The 22410-nt window shown below is 71.7% G+C and carries 23 protein-coding genes; 20 read left to right on the forward strand and 3 right to left on the reverse strand.

The features are described from left to right. Nucleotides 1-27: 27 nt before the first annotated feature. From AC0NZN_RS14040 to AC0NZN_RS14050, 3 genes are all read left to right on the forward strand, one after another. Entirely contained in the window at nt 28-963 is a 936-nt protein-coding gene (locus AC0NZN_RS14040) for a 1,4-dihydroxy-2-naphthoyl-CoA synthase (protein ID WP_474592932.1), read from the forward strand. After that, complete coding sequence (locus AC0NZN_RS14045; RefSeq protein WP_474592933.1) at nt 963-2096, forward strand: AMP-binding protein; 1134 nt, start codon at nt 963-965, stop codon at nt 2094-2096. The genes AC0NZN_RS14040 and AC0NZN_RS14045 overlap by 1 nt, the downstream gene beginning before the upstream one ends. Before the next feature lie 123 nt (nt 2097-2219). Further along, complete coding sequence (locus AC0NZN_RS14050) at nt 2220-3182, forward strand: 1,4-dihydroxy-2-naphthoate polyprenyltransferase (protein WP_474592934.1); 963 nt, start codon at nt 2220-2222, stop codon at nt 3180-3182. A gap of 24 nt (nt 3183-3206) precedes the next feature. Here the strand turns inward: AC0NZN_RS14050 and AC0NZN_RS14055 are convergent, their stop codons facing one another. Beyond that, on the reverse strand, nt 3207-3563 hold the full coding sequence (locus AC0NZN_RS14055; protein WP_474592935.1) for a DUF4229 domain-containing protein: 357 nt from the start codon (nt 3561-3563) through the stop codon (nt 3207-3209). A 36-nt stretch (nt 3564-3599) separates the two neighbouring features. Here AC0NZN_RS14055 and AC0NZN_RS14060 point away from each other — a divergent pair, with 36 nt between their 5' ends. The 6 genes from AC0NZN_RS14060 to AC0NZN_RS14085 all read left to right on the forward strand — a co-directional run bounded on the left by AC0NZN_RS14060 (nt 3600) and on the right by AC0NZN_RS14085 (nt 9314). Further along, on the forward strand, nt 3600-4124 hold the full coding sequence (locus AC0NZN_RS14060) for a PLD nuclease N-terminal domain-containing protein (RefSeq protein WP_474592936.1): 525 nt from the start codon (nt 3600-3602) through the stop codon (nt 4122-4124). A 1-nt stretch (nt 4125) separates the two neighbouring features. Continuing rightward, the gene (gene menD, locus AC0NZN_RS14065) at nt 4126-6042 is read left to right on the forward strand and encodes a 2-succinyl-5-enolpyruvyl-6-hydroxy-3-cyclohexene-1-carboxylic-acid synthase (protein WP_474592937.1); all 1917 of its coding nucleotides are present in this window, start codon (nt 4126-4128) and stop codon (nt 6040-6042) included. A gap of 81 nt (nt 6043-6123) precedes the next feature. Continuing rightward, nucleotides 6124-6474, forward strand: a complete 351-nt coding sequence (locus tag AC0NZN_RS14070) for a PadR family transcriptional regulator (RefSeq protein ID WP_474592938.1) — start codon at nt 6124-6126, stop codon at nt 6472-6474. Next, complete coding sequence (locus AC0NZN_RS14075) at nt 6471-7391, forward strand: permease prefix domain 1-containing protein (protein WP_474592939.1); 921 nt, start codon at nt 6471-6473, stop codon at nt 7389-7391. Before AC0NZN_RS14070 ends, AC0NZN_RS14075 begins: the two co-directional genes overlap by 4 nt. A 67-nt stretch (nt 7392-7458) precedes the next feature. Further along, on the forward strand, nt 7459-8502 hold the full coding sequence (locus AC0NZN_RS14080) for an ABC transporter ATP-binding protein (protein ID WP_474592940.1): 1044 nt from the start codon (nt 7459-7461) through the stop codon (nt 8500-8502). Continuing rightward, nucleotides 8499-9314, forward strand: coding sequence for an ABC transporter permease (locus tag AC0NZN_RS14085; protein WP_474592941.1), 816 nt, complete (start codon nt 8499-8501; stop codon nt 9312-9314). Before AC0NZN_RS14080 ends, AC0NZN_RS14085 begins: the two co-directional genes overlap by 4 nt. Before the next feature lie 82 nt (nt 9315-9396). On the opposite strand, the gene AC0NZN_RS14090 is transcribed toward AC0NZN_RS14085, so the two are convergent. Beyond that, nucleotides 9397-10674, reverse strand: a complete 1278-nt coding sequence (locus AC0NZN_RS14090) for an isochorismate synthase (protein ID WP_474592942.1) — start codon at nt 10672-10674, stop codon at nt 9397-9399. Nucleotides 10675-10714: 40 nt separating this feature from the next. Here AC0NZN_RS14090 and AC0NZN_RS14095 point away from each other — a divergent pair, with 40 nt between their 5' ends. The 6 genes from AC0NZN_RS14095 to AC0NZN_RS14120 are packed head-to-tail and all read left to right on the forward strand — an operon-like array spanning nt 10715 to nt 15549. Continuing rightward, nucleotides 10715-11254, forward strand: a complete 540-nt coding sequence (locus AC0NZN_RS14095; RefSeq protein WP_474592943.1) for a DUF402 domain-containing protein — start codon at nt 10715-10717, stop codon at nt 11252-11254. A gap of 46 nt (nt 11255-11300) precedes the next feature. Next, nucleotides 11301-12017: a DUF4129 domain-containing protein gene (locus AC0NZN_RS14100; protein WP_474592944.1), complete on the forward strand. Its 717-nt coding sequence runs from the start codon at nt 11301-11303 to the stop codon at nt 12015-12017. Further along, nucleotides 12014-12544 carry a hypothetical protein gene (locus tag AC0NZN_RS14105; protein WP_474592945.1) on the forward strand — a complete coding sequence of 177 codons (531 nt, stop codon included), beginning with the start codon at nt 12014-12016 and terminating at the stop codon, nt 12542-12544. The genes AC0NZN_RS14100 and AC0NZN_RS14105 overlap by 4 nt, the downstream gene beginning before the upstream one ends. Next, on the forward strand, nt 12541-13551 hold the full coding sequence (locus AC0NZN_RS14110) for an AAA family ATPase (RefSeq protein WP_474592946.1): 1011 nt from the start codon (nt 12541-12543) through the stop codon (nt 13549-13551). The genes AC0NZN_RS14105 and AC0NZN_RS14110 overlap by 4 nt, the downstream gene beginning before the upstream one ends. Nucleotides 13552-13570: 19 nt before the next feature. Next, nucleotides 13571-14914: a DUF58 domain-containing protein gene (locus AC0NZN_RS14115; protein ID WP_474592947.1), complete on the forward strand. Its 1344-nt coding sequence runs from the start codon at nt 13571-13573 to the stop codon at nt 14912-14914. Further along, nucleotides 14911-15549, forward strand: coding sequence for a hypothetical protein (locus AC0NZN_RS14120; RefSeq protein ID WP_474592948.1), 639 nt, complete (start codon nt 14911-14913; stop codon nt 15547-15549). The genes AC0NZN_RS14115 and AC0NZN_RS14120 overlap by 4 nt, the downstream gene beginning before the upstream one ends. On the opposite strand, the gene AC0NZN_RS14125 is transcribed toward AC0NZN_RS14120, so the two are convergent. Further along, the gene (locus AC0NZN_RS14125; RefSeq protein WP_474592949.1) at nt 15546-16913 is read right to left on the reverse strand and encodes a flavin monoamine oxidase family protein; all 1368 of its coding nucleotides are present in this window, start codon (nt 16911-16913) and stop codon (nt 15546-15548) included. The two genes, AC0NZN_RS14120 and AC0NZN_RS14125, sit on opposite strands and share 4 nt — an antisense overlap. A 194-nt stretch (nt 16914-17107) precedes the next feature. On the opposite strand from AC0NZN_RS14125, the gene AC0NZN_RS14130 reads away from it, so the two are divergent. The 5 genes from AC0NZN_RS14130 (at nt 17108) to AC0NZN_RS14150 (ending at nt 22398) form a co-directional block, all read left to right on the forward strand. Then, on the forward strand, nt 17108-17785 hold the full coding sequence (locus AC0NZN_RS14130) for a TetR family transcriptional regulator (protein ID WP_474592950.1): 678 nt from the start codon (nt 17108-17110) through the stop codon (nt 17783-17785). Nucleotides 17786-17798: 13 nt separating this feature from the next. Continuing rightward, nucleotides 17799-18548: a demethylmenaquinone methyltransferase gene (locus AC0NZN_RS14135; protein ID WP_474592951.1), complete on the forward strand. Its 750-nt coding sequence runs from the start codon at nt 17799-17801 to the stop codon at nt 18546-18548. Nucleotides 18549-18591: 43 nt separating this feature from the next. Then, nucleotides 18592-19653 carry a polyprenyl synthetase family protein gene (locus tag AC0NZN_RS14140; protein WP_474592952.1) on the forward strand — a complete coding sequence of 354 codons (1062 nt, stop codon included), beginning with the start codon at nt 18592-18594 and terminating at the stop codon, nt 19651-19653. A 51-nt stretch (nt 19654-19704) separates the two neighbouring features. Then, nucleotides 19705-21078, forward strand: a complete 1374-nt coding sequence (locus AC0NZN_RS14145; protein ID WP_474592953.1) for an FAD-dependent oxidoreductase — start codon at nt 19705-19707, stop codon at nt 21076-21078. 105 nt (nt 21079-21183) lie between these two features. Beyond that, nucleotides 21184-22398 carry an ROK family transcriptional regulator gene (locus AC0NZN_RS14150; RefSeq protein ID WP_474592954.1) on the forward strand — a complete coding sequence of 405 codons (1215 nt, stop codon included), beginning with the start codon at nt 21184-21186 and terminating at the stop codon, nt 22396-22398. The last annotated feature ends 12 nt before the right edge of the window (nt 22399-22410 follow it).

The raw sequence follows: 22410 nt of genomic DNA on the forward strand, positions 1-22410 counted from the left end.
CGAAGGCCCCGCGCGTAGGCTGGACCGGTGACGGTTTCGGAGCTCTTCGACGAGTCCGCGTGGGCCCTCGCGCCCGGCGCGGACGACTACACGGATATCACGGCGCACGTCTCCACCGACGGCCGAATCGCGCGCATCGCGTTCGACCGTCCGGAGGTGCGGAACGCCTTCCGGCCGCACACCGTGGACGAGCTCTACCGCGCCCTCGACGTCGCTCGGCAGGACCCGCGCATCGGCGTCGTGCTGCTCACGGGCAACGGCCCGAGCCCGAGGGACGGCGGCTGGGCCTTCTGCTCGGGCGGCGACCAGCGCATCCGAGGCCGATCGGGCTACCAGTACGAGCCGGCACCGTCGCTCACCGGCCCGAGCCCGGCGTCCGAGCACGCTCCGTCTCCGTCCGCAGCATCCCTCGGCCGCCTCCACATCCTCGAGGTGCAACGGCTCATCCGCTTCATGCCGAAGGTCGTCATCGCGGTCATCCCGGGCTGGGCCGCCGGCGGCGGGCACTCGCTGCACGTCGTCTGCGACCTCTCGATCGCCTCGGCGGAGCACGGGCGGTTCAAGCAGACGGATGCCGACGTCGGCTCGTTCGACGCCGGCTACGGCTCCGCGTACTTCGCCCGGCAGATCGGCCAGAAGTTCGCGCGCGAGGTCTTCTTCCTCGCCGAGGAGTACTCCGCCCAGCGCGCGTACGAGATGGGCGCAGTGAACCGGGTCGTCCCGCACGCCGACCTCGAGCGTGAGGCGATCGCGATGGCCCGCACCATCCTCACGAAGTCGCCGACGGCGATCCGCATGCTGAAGTTCGCCTTCAACGCCGTGGACGACGGGATGGTGGGGCAGCAGGTCTTCGCCGGGGAGGCGACGCGGCTGGCATACGGCACCGACGAAGCCGTCGAGGGCCGCGACGCGTTCCTGCAGAAGCGCGATCCCGACTGGTCGCCGTATCCCTGGCATTTCTGATGAGGCTCGAGCCCCTGTCGGGGGACGATCCGCACGAGGTGCTGCAGTCCCTGCGCGGAGCGCTCGTCGGACGCGGCCCCGCTCTCGGGCTCGGCATGCTCGCCCCCGCGCACGGCATCGTGCCGGATCGCACGGCCGTCGTCGTCACGACATCGGGGTCGACCGGCATCCCGAAATCCGTCGTGCTCAGCCGCGACGCGCTCACGGCGAGCGCCGTCGCGACCGCGGCGCGCATCGGCGAGGGATCGTGGCTGCTGGCCCTTCCGGCGAGCTACGTCGCCGGGCTCCAGGTGCTCGTGCGGTCGCTGATCGCCGGCCGCGAGCCGGCGATCCTCGAAGGGGCGTTCTCGCCCGCGTCGTTCACGACGGCAGCCCTGTCGCTCGCCCGGCGCGATGGCGCGCCGATCTACACGTCACTCGTGCCCGCTCAGCTCGCGCGCCTGCTCGACGCCGCCGACGCCGACACCGAGACCGCCCGTGCGCTGCGGTCGTTCGAGGCCATCCTCATCGGAGGTCAGGCGCTCGCGCCCGCCGTCCGCGACCGCGCCGCCGACCTCGGCGCGCGCATCGTGCGGACGTACGGATCCACCGAGACGAGCGGTGGATGCGTCTACGACGGCGTTCCGCTGCGCGGCGTCGAGGCGCGGATCGTCGATGCCGAGGTGCAGCTGTCCGGTCCGACGCTCGCCGACGGCTACCTCGGCGACGACGCCCGGGCGGCTGCGGCGTTCCCCCGGGATGCGGACGGCACGCGCTGGTATCGCACGGGCGACGCCGGCGTGATCGAGGACGGCGTGCTGCGCGTCCGAGGCCGTATCGACAACGTCATCGTGTCGGGTGGCATCAACATCTCGCTCGACCGCGTCGAGCGCGCGGTGCAGACGGTGAGGGGCCTCGAGCACGCCGTGGTGGTCGGCGTGCCGGACGAGCGGTGGGGCGAAGCATCCGTCATCGTCGTCTCGGCATGGAGCGACGAGGACGCCGCCCTCCTGGCCAAGGCCCGCGCGGTCGTCGCCACCGAGGTCGGCTCGCCCGCGCGACCGTCGCGGCTCGTGCGCGTGGACGCGATCCCCGAGCTGTCGTCGGGAAAGCCCGACCGTGAGGAGATCCGCCGGGGCCTGATGCATCCCTGACTCCTCCGCGAGTGCGGAGATCTGCACCGGATGCCCGCCTCTGCCCGGGAGCGCCGCCGCCGCGCGGCCGGAACCCCCCGTGCGACGTGAGGTCCTCATGCCGCCGAGCCGTAAAATGCGGGGGTGGCAGCGAGTACAGCGAAGAACAGCAGGCACCGGACGCCGAGCGGACGCAGCGGCAACCCCGCCAAATCACCCCAGGTCCTCGTCACGCCGGCGACGTTCCGGGACTGGGTCGGCGCGGCCCGCCTGCGCACGCTGCCCCTCGCCGTCGCGCCGGTGATCATCGGCACCGGCGCCGCCCACCTGGTCGACGGGCTGCTGCACTGGGTGCTGGCACTCGGATGCCTGGCGGTCGCGGTCTTCCTGCAGATCGGCGTCAACTACGCCAACGACTACAGCGACGGGGTGCGCGGCACGGACGCCTTCCGCGTCGGCCCGGCGCGGCTCACAGGCGCCGGGCGCGCGAAGCCCCGCACCGTGCTGACGGTCGCGCTCGTCTTCTTCGGGCTCGCTGCCCTGTCGGGCCTCGCCCTCGTCATCCGCACGCAGCAGTGGTGGATGATCGCCGTCGGGGCGGTGTGCATCGTCGCCGCGTGGTTCTACACCGGCGGAAAGCGCCCGTACGGCTACGCGGGCCTCGGCGAGCTGTTCGTCTTCGTGTTCTTCGGTCTCGTCGCCACGCTCGGCACGACGTGGATCCTGGTGCGCTCGCTCCCTCAGGAAGCGTGGTTCGGCGCCGTCGCGGCGGGATTCTTCGCGTGTGCCGTGCTGCTCGCGAACAACCTGCGCGACATCGACCAGGACCGCCAGGCCGGCAAGATGACGCTCTCGGTGCGCATCGGCCGTCGTGGCACGCAGGTGACGTACACCGTGCTGGTCGCCCTCGCGCTCGGCATCGGCGTGTTCATCGCGTTCTTCTACCCGATCGCGTGGCTGACGCTGATGACTCTGCTCCTGGTCGGGCCCGCCATCCTCATCGTGTGGACGTACAAGGCGCCGCGCGAGCTCGTCGTCGCGCTGTCGCTGACGTCGTTCGGCTCGCTGCTGTACGCGGCGCTGCTGTTCTGGGCCTTCGTCGGCTGAGCCGCCGGCGGCGGGCAGGGGTCGTCAGCGCTGGTCGTCGCGGGGGCGGGATGCCGCGGCATCCGCCGGCGCATCGGCGGGCGCGGTGGGAATGCCGGACTCGTCGTACTCGTGCATCGAGTCGTCGGCCGCATCCTCGAGGTCCTCATCCGAGGGCTTCTTCCGCGGGTGCGCGCTGCGGCGCTCGGCGATGCCCGCCGACATGTCGTTCAGGGGCCGGCGCAGGAAGAGCATCGACAGGCTGAGGCCGATCAGGGCGGCGAAGACCGCGGCGAGCCAGTAGAGCTGCTGGAACACCGGGAACAGCATCATGATGCCGAACGGCACGAGGAAGGCCAGGAGCCGCAGCACCGTATACACCAGGGTGGAGCGGATTCTCACAGAGCCATCCTAGGCGGGCCAGCCTAGGATGAAGCTGTGACGCGGTTGCTGATCATCCTGGTACCGCTGGTCCTGTTGTTCTGGGTCTTCAGCGTCGTCGACTGCGCCGCGCAGCCGTCCATCCGTCACCGCGGCGTGAGCAAGCCCGTCTGGATCCTCATCGTGATCCTCATCCCCGTCCTCGGCGGCGTCCTGTGGTTCCTGGTCGGCCGGGTGCGCGGGCGCGAGGTCGCGATCACCATCCCGGATTCGCCGGATGACGACCCCGCCTTCCTGAGGTCCGCTCCGTCGCTGTCGGCGCAGGACGAGCGCATCCGCCAGCTGGAGGAGGAGCTCGCCCGCCTCGACGCGGAGGACGACCAGCCGCCCCGGTCCAAGAGCGACAAGTCGCGCGCCGACAAGCCCCCGAAACCCGACAAGAGCAAGCCCGATTCCGACCGGCCGGAAAAGCCGCGGCGCGCCGCCGACGGCGCGCCGACGCCGTCATCCCCGACCGACGACACCTCCTCGCCCCGTGAGGGCGACGCAGACGGGCGCGGTTTCCACGGAGCGAACGGCTGACGTGGGTCACGCGCATACCGCCGCCGACGGCGTGGATGTCTCTGCCGTCCCCTCGGATGCGTCCCCTGCATCGGATGCCGCCGCTGCCCTGCTGGGCGCCCTCGTCGACGCCGGCGTGCGCCATGTGGTCCTGAGCCCCGGCTCCCGCTCGCAGGCCCTTGCCCTCACCGCCGCGCACCTCGCCCGCACGGACGCGATCGACCTGCACGTGCGCATCGACGAGCGGGTCGCCGGCTTTCTCGCACTCGGCATCGCACGCGAATCGGGGATGCCGGCGGTCGTCGTCTGCACATCGGGCACCGCGGTCGCCAACCTGCACCCCGCCGTGCTCGAGGCGCACCATGCGGGTGTGCCGCTGCTGCTGCTGACCGCGGACCGACCGCCCGAGCTGCGCGGCGTCGGCGCGAACCAGACCACGCGCCAGCCGGGCGTGTACGGCGCGGCGGTGCGCATGGATGCCGATCTCCCCGTGCCGGATGCCGTCGACCCCGACGGGACCGGCGAGCAGACCGCCCTCCTGCGGGCTGTGGGCCTCGAGGCGCTGCGCGCCGCGCTCGGCACCGACGAGATCCCGGCCGGTCCTGTGCACCTGAACCTGCCATACCGCGAGCCGCTCGCGGGTCGCCTCCCGGATTGGTTCGCCGCGGCGTACATCCCCGTGGAGCGCCCGGAGGTCGGGCGAGCGGAGCGAGACGACACGCAGGATCTCGCCGCTGCCGGTGAACCGGGGGGCGCCGCCGCGCACGACGGACCCCACCATTCCGCAGACGTCGACTCCGAGATCCTCCCCGAGGACGAAGCATCCGGAGCCCTCTACCAGGGCGGGGGAGGCGTCGGCGAGACCGACGAGCCCGTCGACGACGCGACCTTCGTCCTGGCACGGGGACCGCGCACGATCGTGATCGCCGGAGCGGACGCCGGGCCGGACGCCGAGATCCTCGCACACGTCGGCAACTGGCCGCTCGTGGCCGAGATCGTCAGCGGCTCCCGCTACGGCCGGCGCCTCGTGCACGGGTACCGCCGGCTGCTGCGCGATCCCGAGCTCGGTGGCCGGATCGAGCGTGCGGTGGTCTTCGGCCACCCGACCCTCAGCCGCGAGGTCACGGCGCTCCTGTCGCGCGCGGACGTCGAGGTCATCGCGCTGCGTGGTCCCGGCGAGCCGCTGAACCTCAACGGCGAGACGGCCTCGGTCGCGCGGGTCGCCGTCGGCGGCGGCGAGGCCGATCGCGAGTGGCTCGCCGAGTGGATGCACGCATCGCGCGACGCATCCGTCGATCTCGCCCCGCCGCCGCCCGACGCGGCCGGCCTCTCATCCGCCGTCCCGCACGAGCGGCTCGGGGCGATCGCCGCCGAGGTCGGGGTGCTGCGCGCCCCTGTCGACCGGATCGCGCTGGTCGACGCGGTGTGGCGCGCGTCCTGGCCGCACGATCGTCTCGTCTTCGGGTCGTCCCGTCTGGTGCGGGTGGCCGACGCCGTGCTGCCGGGCAAGAAGGTGCCCGTCCACGCCAACCGCGGACTCGCCGGCATCGACGGCACCGTCTCGACCGCGCTCGGCATCGCCCTCGCCTCGCAGAGCCGCGGCGCGGCGGGCATCACGCGGGTCCTGCTCGGCGATCTCGCACTGCTGCACGACGTCGGCGCGCTCCTCATGTCGCCGTCCGAGGTCGCACCGCGCATCCAGGTCATCGTCGGAAACGACGGCGGCGGCACGATCTTCGACGATCTCGAGGTCGCGGGCGTCGCGGAGCCCGAGGACATGGCGCGGGTCATGTACACGCCGCAGAGCGTGAGCGTCGCGGATCTCGCGGCGGCTTACGGGTGGGAGCACACGGTCGTCTCGACGCGCTCGCTCCTCGACCAGGCGCTGACCTCCCCTGTGCGCGGACCGCAGATCATCGAGGTCCCGCTCGCCCGCTGAGCGCCTTCGCGATCGATGCCGCCGATCGGTCAGGCAAAGTATTCTGCACGGACTAGTACTTGATCTGATACAGTACTTGACATGACCAAGGACGACGCCTTCGCGGCCGACCTGCTGCGCGGCCACACCGACACGATCGTGCTCGGTGTGCTGCGCCGGGGCGACCGCTACGGCTTCGAGATCTACAAGGCGATCCGGGATGCCACCGGCGGCGACCGCGAGATCAAGGAAGCCACCCTCTACGCCACGTATCGCCGCCTCGAGAAAGACGGACTCGTCGAGTCCTACTGGGGCGACGAGACCCAGGGCGGTCGCCGCAAGTACTACCGCATCACCGACGCGGGACGCGCGGTCTACAAGTCCAACGTCGCTGCCTGGGTCGCGACGCGCGCGATCATCGACGCTCTTCTCGACGTGAAGGAAACGACATGAACACCGACATCCACCGCCTGCTCGACGAGGCGTTCGCCGGCGTCGAGATGACCCCGGACACGCAGGACCTGAAGGAGGAGATCCGCGCCAACCTCATCGCGCGGGTCGACGAGCTCGAGGCTTCCGGTGTCTCGCCGACGGATGCCGCGCGCCGCGCGATCGCGGAGCTGGGCGACATCCATGCACTCCTCGACGAGGATACGGGCGTCACCGGACCGGACAACGGTCCGCGTGACACCTCGGCGGCTCCGAGCGCCGGCCATCCCTACGATTTCGAGGCGATGGGCCGCCGCCGGGTGCGGCCGAAGCCCGGGTTCGTCGTACGCACGGTGCTTCTGAGCATCCTCGCCGCGGCATCCCTCGCCCTCTTCGCCCTCGGGATCTTCGGCCTCGTGCCGCTCGGCACGGCCGGGCTCGTCGCCACAGGGCTCGTCTTCGCCGTCGCGCTCGGGGTGGTGGCGGGCGACTCACTGCTGCAGGAGACCACGACCAACCACCCGCTGCCGGCGCCGCGCGCCGTCGGCTTCGGGCTGGCGACCGGCGGCACACTCGCGGCCCTCGCGCTCGGCGCGACATTCGTCATCCACCTCGAGGCGGTCTGGCTCGTGGTGGTCGCGGCCCTGCTGCTCGTCGCATCCCTCGCTCTGTTCAGCTGGCTCGGCGCGACGCAGACGAACCGCCACAAGGCCTGGACCCGCGAGATGGCGCGCACCATGCCGCCCAACCGATTCGAGACCGACCCGGACTCGGCCGCGCGGTTCGGCATCTACACCGCCGTCATCTGGCTCGTGACCTTCGTGGTCATCGCCGTGCTGATCTTCACGGTCGGCTGGTGGTGGGCACCGCTCGCCCTGGTCGGCGGGTTCGCGGTCATGATGCTCGTCCTCGCCCGGATGATGTTCGGCCACAAGTCCTGACCCCCGGTTCGCCCCCGTGGGGCGACCACCTCTCAACACCACGACACCCAGGAAGGGATGCTTCGCCATGCCTGAAAACACCCCGGCCATCTCGGCCGAAGACCTCGTGAAGGTCTATCCCGGACGCGGCCGCAGGCCCGCCGTCCGCGCCCTCGACGGACTCGGCTTCACGGTTCCGGCGGGCCGCGTCTTCGGACTGCTCGGCCCGAACGGCGCCGGCAAGTCGACCACCACCAAGATCCTCACGACGCTCTCGCGTCCGACGAGCGGCACTGCCCAGGTCGGCGGCCACGACGTCCTGCGCGACCCGGCGGCCGTCCGCACAGCGATCGGCTACGTCTCGCAGGGTGCGAGCACCGATCCGCTCCTCACGGCGACCGAGAACCTCACCATCGCCGCACGGCTGCGGGGCATCGGCTCTTCCGAGGCGACTGCGCGCGCGAAGCGACTGCTCGAGGACTTCGGGCTCTCCGAGGCGTCCCGGCGCCCGGTCGGCACCTTCTCGGGCGGGATGCGTCGCCGCCTCGACGTCGCCGCGGCCCTCGTCCACCGGCCGAGCGTGCTGTTCCTCGACGAGCCGACGACGGGCCTCGACCCCGAGGCGCGTGCCGCGATGTGGGCCGAGATCCGCCGGCTGTCGGGGGAGGAGTCCTCGGCCCGCGACGGAGCACAGCCCATGACCGTCATCCTGACGACGCACTACATGGAGGAGGCCGACCGCCTGGCCGACGAGCTGCTCATCGTCAACCGCGGCCGCGCCGTGGTGCAGGGCACGCCCGACGAGCTGAAGGCCGCCCTGCACGGCGACTCCGTGCGGGTGAGCCTCGTCGAGCCCGATGCGGCCCGGGTCCGGGCGGCGATCGCGAGCGTTCCCGGCCTCCGTGACGTGGTGGTCGAGGCCTCCGGTGTCGACGGCGTCCTCGCCGCCCGCACGGACGACGCGTCCGCCGCGGTGGGAGCAGTGATCGCCGCATTGGATGCCGCCGGCATCCGCTACGGCCAGGTCTCGGCATCCCACCCCACCCTCGACGACGTGTACCTGCACTTCGTCGGTCACACCTTCGACGGCGCACAGGGCGCCGGCGACGCCCTGGAAGGACAGGCAGCATGACCACTCTCGCAGCGCCGATCACGACGGCGCGCCCCGCGGCCGCGGGCTGGTTCACCCAGACGGGGCAGGTGCTGCGCCGCTGGCTCATCGCGGTGCTCCGCCAGGTGTGGGGCCCCGTCATGTCGCTCGTGCAGCCGGTCATCTGGATCGTGCTGTTCGGCAGTGTCTTCCACTCGCTCGGCGCGCTGCCGCAGTTCGGCGGCGCCGGCTACATCGACTACCTGGTGCCCGGCATCCTCATGATGACGGTGCTGTACTCGGGAGCGTGGGCCGGCACCGGCTACATCGACGACATCGGCTCCGGGGTCATGGACCAGTACCTCACCTCGCCGATCTCGCGCTCGGCGATCATCACGGGACAGCTGATCCAGCAGCTCATCATCAACATCGCCCAGTCGATCGTCGTGCTCGGGATCGGCTGGCTCGCCGGGGCGCGCTACCCGGGCGGGGTCGGCGGGATGCTCGTCGCCCTCGGTGTGGCGACGCTCCTCGCCACGATCTTCTGCTGCTGCTCGACCGCGGTCGCACTGATCTCGCGCAGCCAGATCGCACTCATCAGCCTCTCGCAGCTGATCGTGCTGCCGGCGACCTTCCTGTCGACGACGATGATGCCCGCATCCCTCATGCCGGAGTGGGTCGCGAACGTCTCGAAGTGGAATCCCATGACGTGGGCGGTGGAGCTCGGCCGCGGAGGACTGGACGGCTCGTATCCGGATGCCGGGTGGTGGCAGGCGGGCGGCCTGGCTATGCTCGCCATGCTGGCGTTCGTGTGGGCGGTGCGCTCGCTGCGCAGCTACCAGCGCGCGCTCTGACGGGCGCCCGACACGGTACTGCCGCACGTCGGACTGAGCCCGCCTCCACCGAGCCGAACCCGGGGGCCGGGCTCAGCGACCGTCACGCCAGAGCGTCGACGATCGGCCGGAACTTGACGCGGGTCTCCACCAGCTCCGACTCGGGGTTGCTCCCCGCGACGATCCCCGCGCCCGCATGTGCGACGACCCGCTGACCCTCCGTGTACTCCGCATGCCCACGGGGCAGGGGTCCCGGGAACTGCGCGCAGCGCAGGGCGATCGCCCATTCGCCGTCGCCGTCCGCGTCGATCCAGCCGACAGGGCCGGCGTAGCGCCCGCGGTCGAACGGCTCGATGCGGCGGATCGCCGCGATCGCGGCATCCGTCGGCGTTCCGGCGACCGCGGCGGTGGGGTGCAGTGCGCGCACCAGATCGAGCGCGCTCGACCCATCCGCGAGGTCGCCCTCGAGGTCGGTGGCCAGGTGCCACACGTTCGGCAGCTTGAGCGTGAACGGCTGCTCGCTCGCGGCGAGCGCCGTGGTGTGCGGCCGGAGGGCGGCGAGCACGCTCTGCACGGCGTACTCGTGCTCGTCGAGGTCCTTCGCGGAGGTGGCGAGAGCGAAGGAGGCGACGACGTCAGCGTCCGCATCCGCTCCGCGCGGAGTCGTGCCGGCGAGCACCCGTGCGGTGACGGTTCCGCCTGCCACCGTCACCAGCGTCTCGGGGCTGGCGCCGATGATGCCGTCGACCGCATACGTCCAGGTATCCGGGTAACCGCTTGACAGCGCACGGGCGAGGCGGCGCAGGTCGGCGCCCGCGGGAACGCTGCCCACGAGGTCGCGCGCCAGCACGACCTTGCCGACCTCGCCCGAGGCGATGGCGTCCAGTCCCTGCCGCACCGCCGACTGATAGCCCTCGGGGCCGAGTGCACCGGGACCGAGCGTCCCCGCCCAGTACGGCCCGTAGGGGATGGGATGCGGGTCGCCCGCGGGTTCGCCGATCGAGATGCGCGTCACCCAGCCGCGGCCGCCGTGGCGACCGACGATGAGCGACGGGACGATGAGCGACGACGGCATGGTGGAGCCCTCGTCGAACGCGAAGGCGCCGAAGGCCACGAGCCCGGTTCCGGGAAGCTGCACCTGATCGTCGACGGATGCGTCAGCCACGAGCTCCGCCCAGAAGCGGCTGAGCGCATCGAAGCGGGTGCGACCGTGCTCTGCGACGATACCGGAGCCGCCGGCATCCAGCCGCCACACGACAGGTCCCGCGCCGACGAAGCCGTCCGAGCGACGGAGCCAGGCGAGGGGCGCGGTGGGGTCGGTGAACTCGAGGAGGTCTTCGACCGGGGCGATCTCGCGGGTCTCGACCACCAGGTGCTGCACGCCTCCAGCCTAGACTCGCGCCCGAACCTAGACTGGCGCGGTGAGCGACCGACCCGATCCTGGAACCCCTCTCGCCTTCCGGTGGCGCAAGTGGGACGGCTCTCCGCACTGGATCAACGACGTCGTCTACCTCGGCAGCGACCGGTGGGGCGACTGGGTCGGCCAGCCCGTCGGCTGGGGGAGCAGGCGCCCGGGGGCGTCCTTCACGGCTGCCGGTCCGAACGTCACGCTGCTGCCGCCGAGCGGCGACTACGCGGCCACGATGAACCGCGATCATCCCCGCAGGGTGCGGTTCTACATCGACCTCGCGTGGGATCTGCGGTGGACGGATGCCGGCGTCCCCGAGGCGATCGACATGGACCTCGACGTCGTGCGTGCCGACGACGGCCGAGGCATCTGGATCGACGACCGCGACGAGTGGGCCGAGCACAGCGTGCGCTTCGCGTATCCCGCGGACGTCATGGAGCATCTGGAGGCCTTGGCGATCGACCTCGAGAGGCGCGTGCGAGCCGAGGAGCCGCCCTTCGACACCGCGACCGGTGACGTCTGGCTCGACCGGCTGCTGGCGCTCGGCCTCTGAGCGTACCTCTGGCCGGGTATGCCGCCGAGGCCGTAGCGTGAACGGCATGGGCCATCCGCGCTCGAAGGGACTGGTTGTCGCGGTCGTGATCCTCGCCGTCGGCGCCGTCCTCGGCGTGCTCCTGGCAGGACCGATCTTCATCGAGAAGCCGCGGTGGAGCGGTCAGCTGGCCGCCCCGCCTCCCGTCACCCGCACGCCGGAGCCGGTGCAGACGGCCGGCGGCCGGCCGGACGACACGATGAACCTCGTGCAGCTCATCCAGAACGCGCTGATCATCCTGGGGGCGCTCGCGCTGATGATCCTGCTGCTGCGTGCGCTCATGCGCATCCGGGTGCGCCTCGACGCCCGGCGGATGGCGGGGGTGCCGACGCTGCACGATGCCGCGCTTCCCGCCCCGGACGGTGGGATCATCGAGGCGCCCGTCGTGCGTCGCGGCATCGCACGCGCCCTCGCCGCGCTCGACGAGCGCCGGGATCCGTCGGACGCCGTGGTCCAGGCGTGGCTCGGCTTCGAGGATGCGGCCGTCGCCGCCGGCGCCGCGCGGCGCCCGTCGGAGACGCCGACGGAGTATGCGGTCCGGATCATCTCGCGCTTCGACGCCGATCGGGCGGCCGCCGTGGAGCTCGTGCAGGTGTACGAGGATGTGCGTTTCAGCGGGCGACCGGCGGATGCGGCGGCCGTCGCCACCGCACGGCGGTGCCTGCTCGCGCTCCAGGCGTCATGGAACGACAGCGCCCCCCACCGCGAGGAGGTGCCGCAGTGAGCATGCCCAGGCGCGAGCGCGCCATCCCGTTCGGGTCGATCGCGGGCGCGCTCGCGATCGCCGTGCCGGCGGGCCTGTTCCTCTGGTTCGTCGGGATCTCGGTCGCGTCGACTCTGGCCTTCGCGGTGACCGTCCTCGCCGCCGGGATCGCGTGGGGAGGCTACGCCGGGTCGACGGCCCCGCCCGCCTACCGCCTTCGGCCCGGACCTCGCCCTGGCGTGCGGTCGGATATGGCCCAGCTCTCCTGGGCGCTGCGCGACCGCGACGGCCAGGTGAGCGAGCCCGGGGAGAAGCGCATCCGCGTGTTCGCCCGCCGCCGCCTCGCGCGCCACGGTCTCGACCTCGACGATCCGGCGCACCGGGAGCGGATCGAGGCGCTGATCGGCGAGAGCGCCTCCGCGCTGCTCCTGCGCAGCGGCGGGCCGCGCCCTGCCCTCAGCGCGATCGAGCACTGCCTCGACGCGCTGGACGCGATCGCACCCGGGCGACCCGCTCCCGCCCTCCAGGAAGGACGACCCACTCCGTGACAGACCCCGCATCCGCCCCCGCATCCGTCGGGCCCGCCGTCGACGCGCTCGACGCCGTCGACGTGTCCCGGTCGGCGCACGCCATCCTGTCGGCGGTCGGCACGGTCGTCGTCGGGCAGGAGGAGCCGCTGCGCATCGCGCTCGCGGCGATCCTCGCCGGCGGTCACGTGCTGTTCGAGGACGTGCCGGGTCTCGGCAAGACCCTCGCCGCCCGCTCCCTGGCCGCCGCGATGGGCCTGCCGTTCCGCCGCCTGCAGTGCACGCCCGACCTGCTGCCGTCCGATATCACGGGGTCGTTCGTGTATTCGCCGGGGACGGGGGAGTTCGTGTTCCGGAGGGGGCCGGTCTTCACGGGGCTGCTGCTCGCGGACGAGCTCAACCGCACCGCGCCCAAGACGCAGTCGGCGCTCCTGGAGGCGATGGCCGAGGGGCAGGTGACGGTCGAGGGCTCGAGTTATCCGCTGCCGCGGCCGTTCCACGTGATCGCCACGGCGAACCCGATCGAGTACGAGGGCACGTACGCGCTGCCGGAAGCGCAGCTCGACCGGTTCCTCGTGCGCCTCGCGGTCGGGTATCCGGATCGCGAGGGGGAGGAGCGGATCCTCGCGAACCGCGTCGCGCGTCGCAAGGAGGCGTCCGAGGTGCCGCAGGTCGTCTCCGGCGACGACATGCTGGCGATGCAGGCGGGGGTGGAGCGGCTCCACGTCGATCCGGACATCATGCGGTACTGCGTCGACCTCGCCGCTGCCACCCGCGCCGACCGGTCGGTCGAGGTCGGGGCGTCGCCGCGGGGGTCGCAGTCGCTGATGCTCGTCGCGCGGGCGCTCGCGGTGATCGAGGGCCGCGACTATGTGAGTCCCGAGGACGTCAAGCGCGTCGCTGTTCCGGCGCTCGCGCACCGGCTCACGCTCACGCCGGCCGCGTGGGCGGCGGGGACGGATGCGGCGACCGTCGTCGCGGGCATCGTCGGGCGCGTTCCCGGTCCGGCGTCCGTCGGGCGCGGCTGAGCGGGATCGGCGGCACGGCGTGACCAGGTGGGGTGAGGAGGCCGACGCGGCGCTGCCTCAGCCTCCCGCCGCGCAGCGGCGACGACGCGTCCCGCAGCGGCGCGGTCTCACCCCGGCGCCCGGCGTCGGAATCGGCGCCGGCACGATCCTCTTCTCCGTCGGCGCGATCGCCGGTCGGGCCGACGTCGTGGTCTTCGGCATGGTGCTCATCGTCGCTGTCGCGGTCTCCCTCGCCCGTCGTCGCCCGGAGACGGCCCCCGATGTCGACCTGGCCGAGCAGGCGAGGGATGCCGCGGACCCGACGGCGGCCCGCATCCGTGTGGATGTGGATGCGCCCGATGCCGAGGTCGTGGTCGTGACCGCGGTCGCGCGTGAGGCCGAGACGCTGCGCGCCGTGTTCGCCGGCCCTGAGGCGTCCGCCGTGGTGCGGGTGCCGATCCTGCACTCGGGCGAGCTGGACGTGGTGTCGGCGAGCGTGCGCGCCGCGGGCGCCGACGCGGTCTGGATCGGCGAGCCCACGCAGGGGGTGCGCATCCGTCGCGTCATCCAGCCGCGGGCGGTGCCGATGCCGTTCCTGCCGCTGCCGGCGGCGCTGCGGGGTCTGACGGGTGCGCACGAAGCGACGCGCGCCGGCGACGGCGGGGAGTTCCGCGACATCCACCCGTACGCGCCGGGCGATCGGCTGCGGCGGGTCGACTGGAAGGCGACGGCACGGCTCGCGCGGCGGCCCGGCGACCTGTACGTGCGGCGGACGTTCGCGACCTCCGACCTCGACGTGGCGCTGGTGATCGACGACGGGGACGACCTCGACGGGCTGCTCAACGGGTGGATCCTCGGCGACAGGATGACACCGCATCCCACATCGATGGATATCGCGCGCGAGGCGGCGTGGAGTCTCGCGTCCGCGTATCTGGCGACCGCCGATCAGGTGTCGTTCCAGGTGCTGTCGCGGGCGCGCGGTGCGGTGCCGCGCGGGTCGGGGGCGCGGCACCGGGAGCGGCTGCGCGCCGCGATCGTGCACGCGTCGCCGCAGGTGCGGTACGCGCGGGTGCGAACGCCGACGGTCGCTCCCGGGGCGCTGGTCGTTCTCCTCTCGACGTTCCTCGACGACGAACCGGTGCGCCTGGTCGGGCTGTGGCGGGCCGCGGGTCACCGGGTGCTCGCGGTCGACACGCTGCCGCGCCTGCTGCCGGAGCGGATGCGCCGCGAGATGCAGGCGGCGGCGCGGGTGATCCTCGGGGAGCGCGACGACCGGCTGGCCGACGTCCGGGCGGTGGGTGCGGACCTGCTGGCGTGGGATGCGTCGGAGGCGGAGCGCATCGCGACGCTGAGGTCGATGACGCGGATGCGGAGGCGGCGATGACGGTGTCGGAGGGCGTCGCTCAGGGCGACGGGATCGCGACAGCGGGCGAGGCCTCGCCTGACGGGACGGGCCGGGCCGCGGCGTCCCGCTTCGCGGGCCGGCGGGGGACGCTGCTGCGCAGCCGGTTCCTCGTGCCCGGAAGCGTCTCCGGGGTCGTGCCGCGGGTGGCTGTCGTGATGCTCGCGACGTCGGCGTTCGCCGTCATGGACCCGCCCTACGCCGTGATCGCAGTGGCGCTCGCGGTGGTCGGCGCGTTCGCACCCGGCTCGCTCGGCACGTGGGGCTGCGCGCTCGTGATCGGGCTGGCCCCGCTGGCGCGCCCGGCGGATGCCGCCGACTGGCGCCCCTACGCGACGCTGGCGGTCGTCCACCTCCTGCATGTGCTGGGCGGACTGACCATGGTCGTGCCGGCACGCTCCCGCATGCAGGTGCGGGTGCTGCGGCGACCGCTCCTGAGATGGCTGGTGATCGAGGTGCCGGCGCAGGCACTGCTCGCCGGCGTGCTGTTCGCATCGGCATCCCTGCGCGGTGTGCACCCGTTCGATGCGCCGACCGCCGCGCTTTTCGCGGTCGTCGCCGCGGTGTGCGTGGGGCTGATCGCCGTCGTGCTGACGCTGTCGTCCCCCCGGCGTTAGGCGCGCAGCCGCTCCGAGATGCGTGCGGCCGTGGCCTCTCCGATGCGGACGCCGCCGTCGACGTGCATGTAGCCGGCGCCCTGGATGTCGGAGCTCGCGAAGTGGATCGGACCGACCGGCTCGTTCTGCAGGTGGCCCCATCGGCTGAGCCCGCCCAGTTCGTAGCTCGACGCGTAGGCGCCGCGCGTCCACTCCTCGCTGCCCCAGTCGGCGAGGGAGAACGCGGCGGGATCCAGCGCCTCGGGCCCGAAGTACGCGGCGAACGACTCCAGGATGGCTGTGCGACGAAGATCGTCGGGCAGAGCCCACATCTCCTCGGCCCGCTCGCTGGCGATGAAGCCCACGAGCATCCCGCGCTCCTCGTGAGGAGAGGTGTTGTCATACACCTCGCAGACGACCTCGTGCGATGCGAATCCCGTCCCCGACAGTCCCGCGGCGCGCCAGAACGGCCGGTCGTACGCGGCCTGCGCCTTGATGACGAGACCCATCGACTGGTGCTGGTGCGCCACCTGCCGCAGGCGCGGCAGCGCGGGCTCGTACGAGATCCGCGAGTACAACGGCGGCGGCACTGCGACGACCGCGAAGCGCGCCCGCACGCTTACACGGTCGGCATGTGCGACGACGGAGGACGCGCCCCACGACAGCGTCCGCACCGGTGCGTCCAAGAACACCGCATCCCCGAGTTCGGAAGCGATCTGCTCTGACACCGACTGCATGCCGCCCACGACCCGCGCATCGAGCAGGATGCCTTCGTCGATGAGGTTCTCGAACCTCTCCGCCGACGCGACCATGAGCATCGCCTGCAGCACCGAGAATGTGTGCGAGCTCTTGGTCAGCATCCCGGCCGCGATGTAGTGGTCGACGATCCGCCGCGCTTCCTCGTCGTCCGACAGCGACGCCAGCCAGGTTCTGAACGGGATGGCGTCCAGCTCCGCGGCCAGCGGGTGCGCCCACGGTGCGTCGACATCCATCTCCGCGGCGAGCGCATCCAATGCCGCGACGAGCCGGTCGATCTCATCGAGCGTCCGTGCAGACACCGGGAAGTCCCCGCGGAACAGCCGGCGATCGCCGTCACTCGTGAGATAGACGGAGTCGCCCTCGCGGTACCGGGTGAACGTCTCCTTGCCGAGCTCGACGAGCAGCGCTTTGAGCGCGTGCTGGTCGCTCGAGACCCATTGGCCGCCGATCTCGAAGAGCGATCCGTCGATCTCCTGCGACCAGGTCCGGCCGCCGACCCGGTCGCGCGCCTCGAGCACGGCGACACTGTGGCCGGCCTGGACGAGGCGACGGGCGGTCATCAGGCCGCTGATGCCTGCTCCGACGACGACGTCCCGCTCGAGTTCGACGGGTGCGGAAACTGACATGGAAGGTCCCTTCTGAGCAGGCGACGCGACGATGCGCCGGGCCCCGCCGGACGCATCCACGCGGGCCGGCCTGACGATGGTAGGGATGCCGGCATCCGTCGACCGAGCGAAATCGCCCTCGTGTTCAATTTCGGCTCGACAATGAAGGAAAGAGAAGTGGATGCGACGCATCCGATGTTCATTTGAGAGAGGGCATGGACAGAGCACGCGGACGTCCGCGCGAGGCGGTGCTGGATGCGGAGCGCATCACGGATGCCGCGTACGCCGTGCTGCGGCGCGAAGGCGCGCGTGGCCTCACCATGCGTGCGCTCGCGGACCGGCTCGGCGTCGCGCCGAGCGCGATCTACCACCACCTGCCCTCGCGTGCGGCCGTCCTCGCGGCGGTGCAGGAGCGCTTCGCCGCAGGCCTGGACACCTCCGGCTTCGGAACGCTCCCGCTGCGGGAGGCGCTGTCGCGCTGGGCGTGGAGCTACCTGCGACAGCTCCGCGCACACCCCGAGCTCGTGCCGGTCATCGTCGAGGTCCCCCTGGCACAGACCCCGCACACGTCGCTCATGTACCAGCGGGTGATCGCGGGATACGCGGCCGCCGGCTGGCCCGAGGAGAGCATCATCGCCTCGATGAGCGTCCTCGAGACCTACATCTTCGGGGCGGCGCTCGACTCGCCGTCGCCCGACGACGTCTACGCGCCGCGCAGCTCGGCGCAGGAGCCGCTGCTCGCACGCACCTATGCCGCGTTCGCGGCATCCGTCGACGATCAGGGGGAGCGCCCTCGCGACGCCCTCTTCCGCCTGGGTGTCGAGTCGATCATCACCGGCCTCTACTCGGTGTGGGGCTCCGGCCGCGGCTGGGCGACCGGTCAACCCCGGTGAATAGACTCGAACGGTGACCCACGAGCCGAATCGCGCAGACCTGCACAAGGACCCGAAGCGCGTGAGCGGCATGTTCGACGAGGTCGCCGCAGGCTACGACCGCACGAACGACATCCTGAGCCTCGGCCAGGACCGGCTGTGGCGCATCGCCACGCGCAATGCGATCGCCCCCGCGCGCGGCGAGCGCATCCTCGATCTCGCCGCCGGTACGGGGGCTTCCAGCGTCGCGCTCGCCGGCAGCGGCGCACAGGTCGTGGCCGGCGACTTCTCGCCGGGCATGATCGCCGAGGGCGAGCGCAGGCACGGCGGCATCCCGAATCTCTCGTTCGTCGAGGCGGATGCGACGGACCTGCCCTTCGCCGACGACGAGTTCGACGCGGTCACCATCTCGTTCGGCCTGCGCAACGTCGTGGACACGGCGAAGGCGCTCCAAGAGATGCTCCGCGTCACGAAGCCCGGCGGGCGCCTCGTCATCTGCGAGTTCTCGCATCCGCAGTCGCCGGTGCTCGCCGCGCTGTACTCGTTCTACAACGACCGCATCCTCCCCGTCGTCGCGAAGGCCGTGAGCTCCAACGCCGAGGCGTACGACTACCTCAACGAGTCGATCCGCGACTGGCCCGCCCAGCAGCCGCTCATGGCCCGCATCCGGCAGGCGGGATGGACGGATGTCGCGTACCGCGACCTCACGTTCGGCATCGTCGCTCTCCACCGCGCCGTCAAGCCGGCGACGGCACCCGCGGCGAGCTCGACTCACGCGGTCTGACGCAGAAGCGATCGCTCCAGAGCGTGATCGGTAGGCTGGAGGTGTGACTCCGCGCCCTGCCCTGCCCGGCTCGCACATCGCCGGTCGTCTGGGGCTCACCGACCGCGTCTTCGCGGGCGTGCGGTCGCGGCGCCTGCTGAAGACGGTCGAAGCCGCTCTGGCGCGCGTGGAGCAGCAGCTGGCATCCGAGCTCAGCATCGCCGACCCCCTGGCCGATGCGACGAGTCGCTACCTGTACGAGGCGGGCGGCAAGCGGGTGCGCCCGATGCTCGCGATCCTCGCCTCGCTGCTCGGCGAGGGACCGACGGATGCCGTCATCCAAGGCGCCACCGCGCTCGAGCTCACCCACCTCGGTTCCCTGTACCACGACGATGTGATGGACGGCGCTGACGTCCGCCGCGGCGTCCCGAGCGCCCACGAGGTGTGGGGCAACAGCGTCGCGATCCTCACCGGCGACCTGCTGTTCTCGCGGGCCAGTCAGATCATGGCGCGCCACGGCGACCGGGCCATCCAGCTGCAGGCCGACACGTTCGAGCGTCTCGTGCTCGGGCAGATGCACGAGACCGTGGGCCCGCAGAAGAGCGACGACCCGGTCGCCTTCTACATCCAGGTGCTCTCCGACAAGACCGGATCGCTGATCGCCGCGGCCGCGCAGGCCGGCGTGCTCTTCGCGAACGGCCCGGAGGAGTTCGAGCAGCCGATGCTCGAGTTCGGCGAGGCGGCCGGCATCGCCTTCCAGCTCCTCGACGACGTCATCGACCTGTCGAGCGACGCCGACGAGACCGGCAAGGTCCCCGGCACCGACTTGCGCGCGGGCGTCCCCACGATGCCGTATCTGCTGCTGTCGCAGCGGACCGATGCCGCGGCCGCCGACCTGCGCGCGCGCATCGACGAGGGTGTCGCCCGCATCGCCGAGGGCGCCGAGCCGTCGGTCCTCGACGCCGACCTGATCGCCCTGCGCGACGACGATGCCACCGCGGCGACCCTCGCACTCGCCCACGACTGGTCGAAGCGCGCCGTGGACGCCATCGCGCCACTGCCCGAGGGGCCCGTGCGCGAGGCCCTGACCCTGTTCGCCGAAGCCGTCGCAGACCGCTCCAGTTGAGGGAGCAGACCGCTCCAGTTGAGGGAGCAGACCGCTCCAGTTGAGGAATCCATGACCAAGCTCAGACTCGCGATCGTCGGGGCGGGCCCCGCCGGCATCTACGCCGCCGACATCCTGCTCAAGGCCGAGCGCAAGTTCGACGTCTCGATCGACCTGTTCGACCAGCTCCCCGCGCCGTATGGCCTCGTCCGCTACGGCGTCGCCCCCGACCACCCGCGCATCAAGGGCATCATCACGGCCCTGCGCGAGGTGCTCGATCGCGGCGACATCCGCATCTTCGGCAATGTGCGGTTCGGCACCGACATCACGCTCGAGGACCTCAAGCGCCACTACAACGCCGTCATCTTCGCGACCGGCGCCATCCGCGACGCCGACCTCGCGATTCCGGGCATCGGCGCCGAGGGCTCGTACGGGGCGGCTGACTTCGTGAGCTGGTACGACGGCCATCCCGACTTCCCGCGGGAGTGGCCGCTGGATGCCGAGTCCGTCGCCGTCATCGGCAACGGCAACGTCGCCCTCGACGTCGCCCGCATGCTCGCCAAGCACGCCGACGACCTGCTCCCGACCGAGATCCCGGCCAACGTCTACGAGGGCCTGAAGGCGAGTGCCGTCACCGACGTCCACGTCTTCGGGCGCCGCGGCCCCGCCAACGTCAAGTTCACGCCGCTCGAGCTGCGCGAACTCGGCGAGCTGCGCGACGTGGACCTGGTCGTCTACGACGAGGACTTCGTCTACGACGAGGCGGCCCGCGCGGCCATCGCGAGCAACAAGCAGGTGATGGTGATCGACCGCGTGCTGCAGTCGTGGCGCCAGCGGCCGAGTGCGAACAACGCCGGGGGAGAGGCATCCCGCCGTCTTCATCTGCACTTCTACGCGAAGCCCGTCGAGGTGAAGACGGATGACGCGGGCCATGTCTGCGCGCTGGTCTACGAGCGCACCCGTCCGGACGGCGAGGGCGGCGTCGTCGGCACCGGCGAGCTGCGCGAGGTCGAGATCCAGGCGCTGTATCGCGCGGTGGGGTACTTCGGCTCGCCGCTGCCGGGCGTGCCCTTCGACAAGCGGCATGGGGTCATCCCGAACCGCGAGGGTCAGGTGCTGCACAAGGACTCGAACGAGCGCGTTCCCGGCGTCTACGCGACCGGCTGGATCAAGCGCGGACCGGTGGGTCTGATCGGCCACACGAAGTCCGACGCGATGGAGACCATCCGCCACCTGATCAACGGCCAGGGCGCCTGGTGGGATCCCGAGGATCCGTCGGAGGCCAGCATCCCGGCCCTGCTCGAGTCCCGCGGCATCGAGTGGACCGACCTCGAAGGCTGGCACCGCCTCGACAACCACGAGATGTCGCTCGGTGCGGCCGAGGAGCGCGCCCGCATCAAGGTCGTCCCCCGGGAGGACATGCTCGCCGCGTCCCGCGCGCAGTAACGTCGCGATCACAGACAGCGCGCCACCGGCATACGGTCAGCGCGTCACGGTACGGTGCGAGCAGACGCGGCGCGGTAATGTCGTCGCTACAGATCGGGAGGGCCAATGCAGGCAGGGGCCAATCTGCCCGCAGTGGGCGGGTACAACCAGGCGGTGATCCTCGACGCAGTGCGGCGTTCAACGGGCGGCGTCAGTCGCGTGGAGCTCGCGGAGAGCACGGGCCTCAGCCCGCAGACGGTTTCGAACGTGACGCGGCGCCTTCTCGACGAGGGCTTCATCGTGGATGCCGGCACTGTCTCGGCGGGCGTCGGCAAGCCGCGCACGATCCTGCGTCTGGACGCCGGCGGCCGCTACGCCATCGGCGTGCATCTCGACCCGACGGTCATCACGGTCGTGCTCCTCGACCTCGCATCGCACGTCGTCGCCGACCGCGTCATCGCCACTCCCGAGTCCGCCGAGGCGCGGGTCACGATCGCGCGCATCGCCGAGACCGTGGACGATCTCATCACCGAGTCGGGAGTGGACCGCACGCGCATCATGGGCGTCGGCGTGGCTGCTCCCGGTCCCATCGACGTGGGGGCGGGGTCGGTCCTGAACCCGCCTCTCCTGCACGGCTGGCGCGATGTCGCGATCCGCGACGAGCTCGCCGAAGCCCTCGACATGCCCGTGCTCCTCGAGAAGGACGTCACGGCCGCTGCCGTCGCCGAGCTCTGGGCCGGCGGCACGGCGAACGACCGCAACGCGATCTTCTTCTACTACGGCACCGGGCTCGGCACCGGCATCATCCTGCGCAACGAGGTCGTGCGGGGCGTGACCGGCAACGCCGGCGACATCGCCGCGCTGACGGTCGGGTCGGCCGACGGCGAGCCTCGTCGGCCCGCCATCACCGCGATGCCGAGCGTGCTCGTTGATGCGGCGATCGCTCGGGGCGTGCTGCACGCGCACGACGGGTCCCTCGGCACCGAGGAGGTCCGGGAGCTCTTCGGTCAGCTCGTGCAGGCGGCGACGGACGGCGACGAGCAGGCGATCGCGATTCTGGATGCCGCGGCAGACGATATCGCGCAGGGCCTCGTCCAGCTCGCCAACCTCCTCGATGTCGACCACGTCTACTTCGGGGGTCCGTTCTTTCCGGCAGCGGAGGAGTTCCTGCTCTCCCGCATCCCGGATCGCGTCCACAGCTCGCCGCTCTGGGTGCTGCCGCACGAGATCAGGTTCGAGCGCTCGCAGTTCGGCGACGATGTCGCCGCCGTGGGCGCTGCGACGCTGGTACTCGATCACGCGTTCTCGCCGCGCCCCGAAGGTCTGCTGATCGCGCGGTGACGAAGGTCTTTC

The organism is Microbacterium sp. sgz311019 (assembly GCF_056135325.1).